At 65.9% G+C, this 12,489-nt stretch carries 12 protein-coding genes; 6 read left to right on the plus strand and 6 right to left on the minus strand.

All coding sequences use genetic code 11. The features are described from left to right. Positions 1–83 precede the first annotated feature (83 nt). Positions 84–1,484, plus strand: a complete 1,401-nt coding sequence (locus tag OOT43_RS03545; RefSeq protein ID WP_266023327.1) for a TolC family outer membrane protein — start codon at positions 84–86, stop codon at positions 1,482–1,484. 114 nt (positions 1,485–1,598) lie between these two features. On the opposite strand, the gene murI is transcribed toward OOT43_RS03545, so the two are convergent. The 3 genes from murI to OOT43_RS03560 are packed head-to-tail and all read right to left on the minus strand — an operon-like array spanning position 1,599 to position 4,701. Then, complete coding sequence (murI, locus tag OOT43_RS03550; RefSeq protein WP_266023328.1) at positions 1,599–2,414, minus strand: glutamate racemase; 816 nt, start codon at positions 2,412–2,414, stop codon at positions 1,599–1,601. A gap of 20 nt (positions 2,415–2,434) precedes the next feature. After that, positions 2,435–3,499 (minus strand): AI-2E family transporter, encoded by a 1,065-nt coding sequence (locus tag OOT43_RS03555; RefSeq protein WP_266023329.1) that lies wholly within the window; start codon positions 3,497–3,499, stop codon positions 2,435–2,437. A gap of 26 nt (positions 3,500–3,525) precedes the next feature. Next, positions 3,526–4,701 (minus strand): pyridoxal phosphate-dependent aminotransferase, encoded by a 1,176-nt coding sequence (locus OOT43_RS03560; protein ID WP_266023330.1) that lies wholly within the window; start codon positions 4,699–4,701, stop codon positions 3,526–3,528. A 159-nt stretch (positions 4,702–4,860) separates the two neighbouring features. Between OOT43_RS03560 and OOT43_RS03565 the strand changes: the two genes are divergently transcribed. The 5 genes from OOT43_RS03565 to OOT43_RS03585 are packed head-to-tail and all read left to right on the plus strand — an operon-like array spanning position 4,861 to position 9,381. Further along, positions 4,861–6,177 carry a TRZ/ATZ family hydrolase gene (locus OOT43_RS03565; protein ID WP_266023331.1) on the plus strand — a complete coding sequence of 439 codons (1,317 nt, stop codon included), beginning with the start codon at positions 4,861–4,863 and terminating at the stop codon, positions 6,175–6,177. Positions 6,178–6,190: 13 nt separating this feature from the next. Continuing rightward, entirely contained in the window at positions 6,191–6,916 is a 726-nt protein-coding gene (ubiG, locus tag OOT43_RS03570) for a bifunctional 2-polyprenyl-6-hydroxyphenol methylase/3-demethylubiquinol 3-O-methyltransferase UbiG (protein ID WP_266023333.1), read from the plus strand. A 13-nt stretch (positions 6,917–6,929) separates the two neighbouring features. Continuing rightward, positions 6,930–7,700, plus strand: a complete 771-nt coding sequence (locus OOT43_RS03575; protein WP_266023334.1) for an SDR family NAD(P)-dependent oxidoreductase — start codon at positions 6,930–6,932, stop codon at positions 7,698–7,700. Further along, on the plus strand, positions 7,687–8,235 hold the full coding sequence (sufT, locus tag OOT43_RS03580; protein WP_266023335.1) for a putative Fe-S cluster assembly protein SufT: 549 nt from the start codon (positions 7,687–7,689) through the stop codon (positions 8,233–8,235). The genes OOT43_RS03575 and sufT overlap by 14 nt, the downstream gene beginning before the upstream one ends. Positions 8,236–8,238: 3 nt before the next feature. Further along, positions 8,239–9,381, plus strand: a complete 1,143-nt coding sequence (locus tag OOT43_RS03585) for a D-alanine--D-alanine ligase family protein (RefSeq protein ID WP_266023336.1) — start codon at positions 8,239–8,241, stop codon at positions 9,379–9,381. A gap of 226 nt (positions 9,382–9,607) precedes the next feature. Here the strand turns inward: OOT43_RS03585 and OOT43_RS03590 are convergent, their stop codons facing one another. From OOT43_RS03590 to serB, 3 genes are read right to left on the minus strand one after another with little or no spacing between them, the layout of a single operon-like run. Continuing rightward, on the minus strand, positions 9,608–10,006 hold the full coding sequence (locus tag OOT43_RS03590) for a YkvA family protein (RefSeq protein WP_266023337.1): 399 nt from the start codon (positions 10,004–10,006) through the stop codon (positions 9,608–9,610). Between the two features lie 14 nt (positions 10,007–10,020). After that, complete coding sequence (locus OOT43_RS03595) at positions 10,021–11,643, minus strand: ABC transporter ATP-binding protein (RefSeq protein WP_266023338.1); 1,623 nt, start codon at positions 11,641–11,643, stop codon at positions 10,021–10,023. After that, the gene (gene serB, locus OOT43_RS03600) at positions 11,640–12,482 is read right to left on the minus strand and encodes a phosphoserine phosphatase SerB (protein ID WP_266023339.1); all 843 of its coding nucleotides are present in this window, start codon (positions 12,480–12,482) and stop codon (positions 11,640–11,642) included. Before serB ends, OOT43_RS03595 begins: the two co-directional genes overlap by 4 nt. Positions 12,483–12,489 lie beyond the last annotated feature (7 nt).

The raw sequence follows: 12,489 nt of genomic DNA on the forward strand, positions 1-12,489 counted from the left end.
CCTAGCCCACGCTTGCCGAACCCGTCCGTTTGGCCAACCGTTCAAGTACGAGCCGCGCACTTCCCCTCCTGCTTTCAAGCTGCATGAATAGACCCGCGTTTGCCGCTTTGATTTTCTCTTTGTTCGCTCCCCCGGCTTCCGCCGTCGATCTGCTCGGCGCATTCGACCTGGCGCTGCAGTACGATCCCCGCCTGCACGCAGCCCAGGCCCAACGCGACGCAGCCTTGGAGAACAAGCCCCAGGCCGTGGCCCGGCTGTTGCCGACGGTGTCCGCCACCACCGGCCTGACCCGCCAGATGGTGCAGACCGGCGACTCGCCCATCCTGGTGTTCAACACCAAGAAGAACGTGGGCTTCTGGCTGGCGACCGGCATCGTGCAACTGGTGCAGCCGATCTACCAGCACGACCTGTGGGTGCGGCTGGCCCAGGCCGACAATGCGGTGGCCGAGGCCGAGGCGCTATACGCGGCGGAGCTGCAGAACGTGATGCTGCGGGTGACCCAGACCTATTTCGACGTACTGTACAAGGAAGCATCCCTTGAATTCGCCAGAGCCGAGTTGGAGTCGATCAACCGGGAGCTGGAGCAGGCCAACGCCCGCTTCGAGGTGGGGCTGTCGGCGGTGACCGACGTGAACGAGGCGCAGGCCGCGGCGGACCGGGCGCGGGCGGGCGTCATCATCGCCGAGAACGAGCTGAACAACGCCCGGGAGTACCTGCGCCAGATCGTGGGCGACGATCCCGGCGAACTGGAACCCCTGAAGCTCGAAGTGCCTCTGGAGGACCCGATGCCGGACGACATCGAGCGCTGGAACGATACCGCCCAGCAGAGTGCGCTGACGATTATCGCGGCGACCAACCGGGCCGACCGCGCCAAACAGGAAATCGAGGTGCAGTTCGCCGGCCACTACCCGTCGATCAACCTGATCGCCGACGCCCAGTTCTACGACAACGACCGCCCCCCCCGCCCCAACCGCTACCAGCAGCAGGACGTGGGCATGCAGATCAACGTGCCGCTGTTCGCGGGCGGCGGGGTCAATTCCAAGGTCCGGCAGGCGCGCTTCAGCTTCGAATCCGCCACCCAGCAGGTCGATCAGGAGCGCCGGGCGGTCCGCACCAAGGTGAAGAACGCCTACCGCGCGGTCCGCTCGGCCATCGGTCAGGCCAAGGCCTTCAAGACCGCGATCAAGTCCTCGGAAAGTGCGCTGGAGGCGGCCATCGCCGGCATGGAGGTGGGCACCCGCACCATGACGGACGTGCTGTTCGTGCAGCGCCAGTATTACGAAAACAAGCGCGACTTCGCCCTGGCTCTGCGCGACTACATCGTCAACAGCGTCGCGCTCAAGGAAGCCGCCAGCGTCATGCAGCGCGAGGACCTGGACCGCGTCAACGGCTGGCTGCAGGCACAATCCGCCGCACCGGCGCAGGATAAGTCCGACGCCCCCGCCGCTAGGCCGCAACTCAAGGCAAGCCGCAAGGCCGGCTAGAGCGCGGCTGCCGGTTCCCAAGCTCGAGCTTGGGAACAAAACGGGTGGGAGAAACCCGCACTAAGCGAAAAACCGCCTTCTCGAGGTTCTGCCCGATCTTCGGCGCAGGCTTTCCTACCCTCCGGCGGCAAAGCTGACCGGTAGCGGCTGGACACGATGTGCGGCGGCCCAAAGCAAAGCAATCGAACGCCCCGTCACGTCTTCCGGACCGCTGCTCCAGAACTGCTCGGCACCCGGGCCGGTCCGCCGCGACAACAGCCGGTCTACTTCAAGGCGGCACCGGAGCTGGCGTGCGACGGCGGTGCCGGTTTCGACGATGCACACTTCGGGCCCGGCGATGTCGGCGATAAGATCGCAGAGGAAAGGATAATGCGTACAGCCCAGCACCAGAGTGTCGGCGCCGCGCTCCAGCACCGGCTGCGTATACCTGTAGACCAGCGCCCGCGTCGCGGGGCTTGCCAGTTCGCCCCGCTCGACCTGCTCGACCCAGCCGGGGCAGGCTTGGGCGATCACCTCCACCGCCTCGCCGGTCCGGCCCACCAGGTCGCGGAATTTGGCGCTCTTCAACGTGCCCTCGGTCGCCAGCACGCCGACGATGCGCGACTTCGACAGCGTTATAGCGGGTTTGATGCCCGGCTCCATGCCGATGACGGGGATGCGGAATTCTGCCCGCAGCGCCGCGATCGCCGCCGCCGTCGCAGTGTTGCAGGCCACGACGATGGCTTTCGCGCCGCGGCTCAGCAGAAACCGTCCGATCGCCAGCGCGCGCTGTTCGATATATTCCGCGGGCTTGCTGCCGTAGGGCAGATGCCCCGAGTCCGCGACATACAGCAAGTTTTCATGCGGAAGCGCGGCCCGGATCTCGCGCAGTACGGAAAGCCCGCCCACACCCGAGTCGAAGACACCGATGGGATCGTCGTTGCCGGTCAAGCCTGGGAGTCCCTTCGCAATCAGGCCGCGGGCAGGCGCGTCTCGTCGTTCCAGTCGCGCCACAGCGAAATGAGGATGGCCATGACGGTGGGGCCGATGAACAGGCCGACGAACCCCATGGCCTCGACGCCGCCGAAGATGCCCAACAAGGTGGGCAGGAAGGGAATGTTGGCGGCACCGCCGATCAGCGTCGGGCGCACGTAGTTGTCTGCGATGAGGGTGATGATGAAGCCATACACCGCGAGTACGATGCCGGCCACGGCGTGGCCTTGCACGATCAGATAGATCGAGGCGGCACCGAACACCAGCTTGGCGGCGAAAGGCACCAGCGCGACGACTGCCGTCAGCGTGCCGAGCAAAACCGGCTGACTGAGCCCCACGGCCCAGTAGCCGATCCCGAGAATGACCCCTTTGCCGATGCCGACCAGCAGCATGCCGTTGACCGTACCGCGCACGGCGGTGACGGCATGCCGGGCATAGCGGGCACCGGCTGAGCCGAACAGGCTCACGGAACGGCCGAGAATCTGTTGTCCCAAACCGTGCCCGTCGCGGAAGATGAAGAACAGGGCGAGCAGGGTGATGAAACCCGACATGAAGCGGTGCAGCACCTGCGCCGCCAGATCGCGGGTATAGGTGAACACCGTCCCCATCCCCAGCGCATTGAGCGCGTTCTTGATCGTTTCCGGGTTGCCGAAAGTCTCGCTCCAGGTTTCCTGTACCCAGTCGCCGACCCAGGGCAACTGAATCAGCCAGTCCGGCGCACCGATGCCGGAACTCTGTACCTTGACCAGCAGGTGGTGGAGCATCTGCACCTCGTGGCCGAGGACGACGACACCGAAGGTGGCCGGAATCATCAGCAGCACCATCATCAGCAGGGTCATGCCCAGGGGCAGCCAGCCGCTGCGCATGCCGCAAGGCGTCCTCTGGTACAGATGCTCGTACAAGGGCCAGACGGCAAAGGCCAGCACCACCGCCCAGGCGATGGGCATGATGAAGCCGTGAAGCACCCAAAGGCCCGCCGCCAGCAACAGCAAGATCGCTAGGCCGGCCGGTTTGAAAACTGTGAAGAAATAGGAAGACATCATCGTGAATGCAGGTTTCTTATGTTTTGTTATCGACCGTCCATGATTGTTCGCAGGCCGTGCACCAGGCGGCCTATGCCTTCCTCCGCGGTCGCGGGTCCGAGCGCGCCGTAGGCGATCCGGAGGTAGCAACCGTCGCCGAGCCCGAAGGCGTTGCCGGGGATCACCGCCACGCCGAACTCCCGGATCAACCGCTCGGCCACGGCAAAGGCATCGCCGCCGCGCTCGATGCGGATGAGCACGTAAAACGCCCCTTGCGCTTCCGGAACACGGCAGCGTTCGTCCAGTCCCGACAGCGTGTCGAGAACGATGCGCCGCACGCGCGCAGTCGTCTGCAGTTTTTCCCGGCAGTACGCCGATCCGATTTCCATGGCTCCGACTGCCGCGTGCTGGGAAACCAGGGGCGCGCAGATCAGGTTGGTGTCCTGAACCTTGAGCACGGCCTGTTCCAGCGCCTGCGGGATCAGCATGTAACCGATGCGCCAGCTGGCGAATCCGTAGGCCTTGGACAGAGAATACAGGGAAATCGTATGCCCGGCGGAATCCGGCAGGGAGGCCGGCGAGAAATGGCGCGCATCATCGTAGACGAAGTACTCGTAGGTTTCGTCGGTGATGTGGAACAGCCCCCGCTCCCGGCACAGCGCGTTGACCGCCCGCAAAGCGGCTTCCGGGTAGACCGCGCCGGACGGATTATTGGGCGAGATGGTGACGACGGCACGGGTGCGCGGCGTGATGGCGCGTTCCAGGCGGTCCAGATCGAGCTGAAATTCGCCGTCGGTGGGCAGGGGGACCGGCGTGCAACCCAGCATGCGGACTGCCATTTCCTGGTTGAAATAGTAAGGGCTCGGCAGAACGATCTCGTCGCCCGCATCGGCGATGGCGAACAGCGCGTTCAGAAATCCCATGTTGGCGCCCGCAGTCACCAGCACCGAGCGGCCCGAGAGGGAAATCCCGTTCTCCCGCCCGAGCTTGTCGCCCATCAGCGCCCGCAGCTCCGGCAGCCCTTCCACCGGGCCGTAGCGGTGCTGGTCCGGCCCCTCGCCGAACTCCCGCATCCGCTCCAGCGCCCGCTGCGGCGGCCCGTACCAGGCCACGCCCTGCCCCAGCGAAATGACGCCGGGGTGCTCGCGGATCATCGCGGCGATGACCGGAATGATAGGCGCCTGCACCGCGCGCATCCGCCCGCTTACGGGGTTGTTCATCATGGAAAATCCATCGAACCGAAAAAATCTTCCCATTTTAGCGCCCCGCGGCACATTTACCCTCACGCCGTGAGCCGCTGAAGTCTCTCCGCGCCGAACCGGCACGCCACTCCGCCGGCGATACGGCGTGACAAAGCCAAGCGAAATGGTCAGAATTATCCGATGATTATCGACACTTTGATCACCGCGCGCTGGATCATCCCGGTCGAGCCCGACGGCGTCACTCTCGAACACCATGCCCTGGCCATCGACCGCGGCCGCATCGCCGACCTCCTCCCCACCACCGAAGCGCTGGTCAAATACCAGCCGCGGCGGATCGAACGGCTGGAACACCACGCCCTGATCCCCGGCCTGGTCAACGCCCACACCCATGCCGCCATGACGCTGCTGCGCGGCGTCGCCGACGACCTGCCGCTGATGCAATGGCTGCAGGAGCACATCTGGCCGCTGGAGCAGAAGTGGATCGGCGAAGCCTTCGTCCGCGACGGCGTGCAACTGGCGATGGCGGAGATGATCCGGGGCGGCGTCACCTGCTTCAACGACATGTACTTCTTCCCTGAGGTGGTGGCGCGCGAAGCGGTCCGGGCCGGCATGCGGGCGGCGGTGGGCATGATCGTGGTGGACTTTCCCACCGCCTGGGCCGGCGACGCGGATGAATATCTCCGAAAAGGCCTGGCCCTGCGCGACGACTACCGCCACGAACCGCTGATCGCCACGGTGTTCGCGCCGCACGCGCCCTACACCGTGAGCGACGAGCCGCTGGCCCGTATCCGCACCTGGTCCGAGGAGCTGGACTGCCCGGTGCACATCCATCTCCACGAGACCGCCGACGAAATCCACCGGAGCGGCCAGCAGTACGGCATGCGCCCGCTCAAACGCCTGGATCAGCTCGGTCTGGTCGGGCCGCACCTGATCGGCGTCCACATGACCCAGCTGGAAGACGGCGAGATCGCACGCCTGGCCGAAACCGGCGCCAGCGTGGTGCACTGCCCCGAATCCAACCTGAAGCTGGCCAGCGGCTTCTGCCCCGCCGCCAAGCTGCTGGCGGCGGGCATCAACGTCGCGCTCGGCACCGATGGCGCGGCCAGCAACAACGACCTCGACCTGCTCGGTGAAACCCGCACCGCAGCGCTGCTGGCCAAGGCGGTAGCCAACGACGCCGCCGCCCTCCCCGCCCATCAGGCCCTGCGGATGGCGACGCTGAACGGCGCGGCGGCCTTAGGACTGGCGGCGGAAACCGGCTCGCTGGCAGTCGGCAAATCCGCCGACGTGGTCGCCATTGGCCTGGAACATATCGAATCACTGCCGATCTACAACCCGGTGTCCGACCTGGTCTACGCCGCCGGCCGCCAGCAGGTCACCGACGTCTGGGTGGCGGGGCGCCAGGTGCTGAAAAGGCGCGAGCTGCTGACGCTGGACGCCGCGGAAATCCGCGAGAAGACGCTGATCTGGCGCGACAAACTGATCCATCATTCCTGACCGGTCGAGACCCATGGCAACCGACAACGTCCATATCGGCGAAATCGAGAAATTCGGCTCCCACGCCCACCGCTGGTGGGACCCGGACGGCGAACTGAAGACCCTGCACGCCGTCAATCCCCTGCGGATGCAGTTCATCCAGGCGCACACTTCACTGGCCGGCCGCAAGGCGGTAGACGTAGGGTGCGGCGGCGGCATCCTCACCGAAGCCCTCGCCAAGGCTGGCGCGACTGCCTTGGGCATCGACCTCAGCGAAGACCTTCTGGGTACCGCAGAAGAGCACTGCCGGGAGTCCGGCCTGACCGTGGCCTACCGGCAGATCAGCGCCGAAGCGCTGGCGGACTCGCAGCCCGGTGAATTCGACGTGGTGACCTGCATGGAAATGCTGGAGCACGTGCCGGATCCAGCGTCGGTGGTCGCCGCCTGCGCGAGGCTGGCCAAGCCCGGCGGCACCGTGTTCTTTTCGACCCTGAACCGGAACCTCAAGGCCTATCTCCTGGCCATCGTCGGCGCGGAATACCTGCTGCGCATGATCCCCCGGGGCACCCATGACTTCGGCAGCTTCATCCGTCCTTCCGAGCTAAGCCGCTGGGCGCGCGACCGCGGCCTGGACCTCGCCGGCATGGAAGGCATCGGCTACAACCCCATCACCGGCCAGTTCCACTTGACGTCCGACATCGGCGTCAATTACCTGGCCGCATTCCGCAAGCCCGGTGCGGAGAACGCCGGGGGCTGTTGAACGGCTGCCCGCGATGACTACCACTGCCCCCACACTCGAAGGCCGCATCGTCCTGATCACCGGCGCCGGAGGGGATCTCGGCGCCGTCGCCGCCGAAGCCTGTGCCGATGCCGGCGCGACGGTGATCCTGCTGGGCCGCACCCTCGCCAGGCTGGAAGCCACCTACGACCGCATCGTCCGGCAGGGCGACCCGGAACCGCTCCTGGCTCCGCTGGACCTGGCCACCGCTACAGCCGAAGAACTGTCGGCCATCGCCGGCTCGATCGAATCCCAGTTCGGCGCGTTGCACGGGCTGATCCATTGCGCCGCGCACATGGATTATCTGGGCCCGCTGCGGGACGTCACCGATACCCAGTGGAGCCAAGCGCTCGATGTCAACCTGACCGGAGCCTTCCGCCTGACCCGGACCCTGCTGCCCCTGCTGACGCGATCGGAAGCCGCCGCCGTGGTCTTCGTCAGCGACAGCGAAGCCGAGCGCCGGCGCGGCTACTGGGGACCTTACGCCGTCGCCAAGGCCGGGCTGGAAGCTTTTGCGCTTGTCCTTGCGGACGAATACGACGGCGCCGGCACGCTCAGAGTCAACCTGTTCACGCCCGGCGCGGTCCGTACGCGCCTGCGGCGCAAAGCTTTCCCAGCCGAAGCCACCACGGAACCCGCCGCCCTGGCGCCTTATTTCATCGACTTGATGCGCAGCGACAGCCCCTACGCCAACTGCGAACGGGTTGCCGCCGCCGCGCTCGAACCATCCATCATCGAGGAGGAAATTCAGCATGTACGGACGTGAAGACATCGTCCTGCGGCGGGATGTCAATGCGGTCCAGATTCCCGACGGCACCCCTTGTGTGCTGCCGCAAGGCCAGGTCGTCAGCCTGTTCCAATCGCTGGGCGGCAACTTCACGGTCACCACCGAGCGCGGCTACATGGCGCGGATTGCCGGCGCCGACGCCGACGCGCTAGGCAAGGAACCGCCCATCCTGCCCGGCATCAGCCCCGATGCCGACGCCGAATCGGTGGAAAAGAACGTGTGGGAAGTCCTGCGTACCGTGTACGACCCGGAGATTCCGGTCAACATCGTCGACCTGGGGCTGGTCTATGCCTGCCGCGTCATACCGGACGGCGCGGACGGCTTCAAGGTCGAAATCATCATGACCCTGACCGCACCCGGCTGCGGCATGGGCCCCGTGCTGCAAAGCGACGTCGAAAGCCTGGTGAAAAACCTGCCGTCGGTGTCCGCGGTCGAAGTCAGCGTCGTGTTCGACCCGCCCTGGGGCCGCGACATGATGTCGGAAGTCGCAAAACTGCAGCTCGGGATGCTTTGATCGATGGGCGAGCCCTCCTCCTCTCCAGACAGCGCCCGCAAACTACGCATCGCTGTGATTTTCGGTGGCCGCAGCTCCGAGCATGGAATTTCTGTGATCACCGCCGGCAGCGTGTTGCGTGCAATCGACCGGGAGCGCTTCGAGGTGCTGCCTATCGGCATCACCGCCGATGGCCGCTGGACGCTTACCGCCGATGAACCTTCCCGCATGGCCATTTCCGGCGCCACGCTGCCCGCAGTGGCGCAGCTCACCGAGACCGCCGACGGCCAAGTCAACCTGCCCGTCAGTCCGGTAAGCCGCGAGGTCGTCCACACCGCACCCGGCGCTCTGCCGAAAGACTTGGGCGAGATCGACGTGGTGCTGCCGCTGCTGCACGGTCCGTGGGGCGAGGACGGTACGTTGCAGGGAATGCTGGAGCTTTCCGGCATACCTTACGTCGGCTCCGGCGTGCTCTCGAGCGCCGTGGGTATGGACAAGGAATACACCAAGCGGGTGCTTCAGTCTTTCGGCCTCCCGATCGGCTCGTATACAGTCGTCCGACCGCGCGACTGGGAGACCGAAGCAGGGCGCGCCTCTGCCCGCGAGCGCATTGCCCGGCTTGGCTTCCCGGTCTTCGTAAAGCCCGCCCGAGCCGGCTCCAGCATAGGTATCACCAAGGTTGACACCCCTGCCGAACTGGAGAGCGCCATCCAGTTGGCCCGCGAGCACGATCCCAAGGTGATCGTCGAAGCAGCCTTGAAAGGGCGCGAACTGGAATGCGGCGTCCTGGAGTTCGAGGACGGTCCGCGCGCCAGCCTGCCCGCCGAAATTCTGGTCGCCGACGGCTACGCCTTCTACGACTTCGAGGCCAAGTACATCGACGCCAGCGAAGTGCAGATTCCGGCGCGGCTGAGCGAGGAAGAGACCGAGCGGCTGCGCAAGCTCGCCGTCGAAGTCTTCGAAGCGCTATCCTGCGAAGGGCTGGCTAGGGTGGACGTCTTCCTGTTGGAAAATGGCAGCTTCGTGGTCAACGAAATCAACACCATGCCCGGCTTCACGCCGATCTCGGCATTCCCTCGCATGTGGGAAGCCACCGGTGTCGGCTACCCCGAGCTGGTCGTCCGGCTGATCGACGCCGCGCTGCGCCGCTCAACGGGGTTGCGCTAGCGTTGGCGGAAACGGCTAGGTACAAATCCGCTCAGCCCATGGGCTTCTGCCGTTTGACAAGCGCCAGACTTGGCCCCCTCCGCTCAGGAACCACCCTCTGCATCGGACGACCATTCCCTGAGCGGAGTCGAAGGGAACCCGCCGAATCCGCTATCCCCAAATGCAAAAAGCAAATAGCTCCGTGCAATATCAGGGCAATAGATGATCGGCTGAGCCTCGCCAAGATTCACCGATCCGAAAGCGGCCAGGCCATCTCGTAAGCCCACAGCAAACCCAGCACCACCAGCGCCACCCAGATGCCCACGATCGCGAATCCGGCGGTACGGCTCACCGGCCTGCCGTTCGCCGCCATTTCCTCCGCCTCGGCCCGGCATTCGGCCAGCACCGGCGGCGGCACCAGCCTCACCGCCAACAGGATTCCCAAAGGAATCAGCACCAGGTCATCCAGATAGCCGAGGACTGGCACGAAATCCGGAATCAGGTCGATCGGGCTGAATGCATAGGCCACGATGAATGCGACCAGGAGCTTCGCGTACCAGGGCGTCGCCGGATGACGCGACGCGAGGTAGAGCGCGAAGGTTTCCGCCTTGAGTCGGCGGGCTTGGGATTTGAGGCGGGCCAACATGGATGAGAGCTGCGCTAAGAGGCTTTGCGCAGCACCGGCAACGCGTCGAGCAAGGATTGGGTATAAGGGTGCTCGGGCCGCAGCAGCACCTGTTCGGTCGGCCCGGTTTCGACGATTTGGCCGCCGTACATGACGGCGACCCGGTGGGCGATGTCGGCGACTACGCCGAGGTCGTGGGTGATGAATAGATAGCTGAGCTTCTCCCTCTCCCGCAGTTCCTTGAGCAGCGCCAAAATCTGCACCTGGACCGAGACGTCCAGCGCGCTGGTCGGCTCGTCGCAGACGATGAGGCGGGGCTCGACCGCCAGCGCGCGGGCGATGCAGATGCGCTGGCGCTGGCCGCCGGAGAATTCGTGCGGATAGCGCAGCCGGCTTTCCGGGTTCAGTCCGACCGACTCCAGCAGGGATTCGACGCGGGCGCGGCGCTGCCCGGCGCTCAGGCCCAGGTTTACCGCCTGCATGCCCTCTTCGATGATGTCGCCCACGATCATGCGGGGATTCATTGCGGCATAAGGGTCCTGAAACACGATCTGCATGGCCCGGCACAGCGCCCGGCGCTGCTCGCCGCGGGCGGCGGTGATGTCGGCGCCGTCGAATGTCACCCGGCCGCCGGAGGACTCGATCAGGTTGAGGATGCCCTTGCCCAGGGTGGTCTTGCCGCAGCCGGATTCGCCGACCAGGGCCAGGGTTTCCCCCGGCTGCAGACTGAAGGACACGCCGTCCACCGCCCGCACATGGTCGACCACGCGCTGAAATAAACCCTTGCGGACCGGGTAGTGCACCTTGAAATCACTGACCTCCAGCAAGGGACGCCCGTCGTGCGGCACCGGTTCGCGCCCGATGCAATGGCTCAGTCTGGGCAGGGCTTCAAGCAACTGGCGGCTGTAGGAATGCTGGGGCTGTTTGAAGAAATCGTCGCGGCTGGCCTCTTCGACGATCAAGCCGTTGCGCATCACCGCGATGCGGTCGGCCATGTTGTGGACGATGCCGAGATCGTGGGTGATCAGCCACAGCGCCATGCCGGTCTCCCGCTGCAGGCGCTTGAGCAGCTCGAGGATCTGCGCCTGTACCGTGACGTCCAACGCCGTGGTCGGTTCGTCGGCGATCAGGAGGTCCGGTTCGCCCGCCAACGCGATAGCGATCATCACGCGCTGGCGCATGCCGCCGGAAAGCTGGTGCGGATATTCGCCGAAATGCCGTTCGGGCCGGGGCAGGCCGACCAGGCCCAGCAATTCGATCACCCTGGCTTTCAGGGCGCCGCCGTTGAGCCCTTTGTGCAGCCGCAGCACTTCGCCGACCTGCTGGCCGACGCTCATGACCGGATTGAGCGAACTCTGCGGGTCCTGGAAGACGATGCCGATGCGGCGCCCGCGCACCGAACTCATCATCATCTCCGGCAGGGCAAACAGGTTGCGGCCTCTGAGGCTGACTTTGCCGTCGATGATCCTGCCGTTCTGCGGCAGCAGGCGCAGCACCGAGAGCGCCGTCACCGACTTGCCGGAACCGGATTCGCCGACCAGGGCGAAGGTTTCGCCGCGTTCGATGGCGAAGGACACGCCGCCGACGGCCTTGGTCAACGCCCCGCCCTGGACAAAGCCGGCCTTGAGATTCTCGACCTGCAGCAAGGGGCCGCTCATCGCGTGTCTTCCAGAAAATCGGCGACGGCGGCCAGATCGGCGTGTTCGATCACCGCATCGGCGATGGCCCGCAGGGCGGGCTTGGGCCGGAAACCGACGCCCAGGCCCGCGACGCCGAGCAGTTTGGCATCGTTGGCGCCGTCGCCCAGGCCGATGCAGGTTTCCGGCACGAGGCCGAGCCGGCCGCACAAGCTGAGGAGGAAGCCGGCTTTCTCCGCCCCGCCGCAGATCGGCCCTTCGATGCGTCCGGTCAGGAAGCCGCCGCGCGACTCCAGCCGGTTGGCGAGGGCGAAGTCCAGCCCGAGCCTGTCCTTCAGCCGGTCGACGAAGAAGTCGAAGCCGCCCGACACCAGAGCGATGCGGACGCCGCGCCGGCGGCAGGCGGCGACCAGCGCCTCCGCGCCCGGATTCAGCGCGACCTTCTCATCGTAGACCGCCTCCAGCACCGAGACCGGCAGGCCTTCCAGCAGGGCTACCCGGCGCTGCAGGGCCTGGGCGAAATCCAGCTCGCCGTTCATCGCGGCTTCGGTGATCGCCGCCACCGCCTGGCGCTGACCGGCGCGGTCGGCGATTTCGTCGATGCACTCGATGGCGATCAGGGTGGAATCCATGTCGGTGACCAGCAAGCCGACGGCAGCGCCGTCGAAGCCTGGCGGCAGCGGATTGATGTCCAGCCGGAGCGATGTGCGCAGAGCCTCTACGGCTTCGCGTTCCGCCGGCCGGTCATGGCGCAGCAGCCAGTGGGTATGCCGCGGTTCGAGCCGGCCGGGAATGGCGGCCAGGATTCGCTCGGCCTGCGCATCGGCAAGGCAGGCGCTATGGATCAGGGTTCGGTACACCAGGACT

Origin of the sequence: Methylococcus mesophilus, from assembly GCF_026247885.1 — a bacterium.
In the GTDB taxonomy this organism is placed as follows: Bacteria; Pseudomonadota; Gammaproteobacteria; order Methylococcales; family Methylococcaceae; genus Methylococcus; species Methylococcus mesophilus.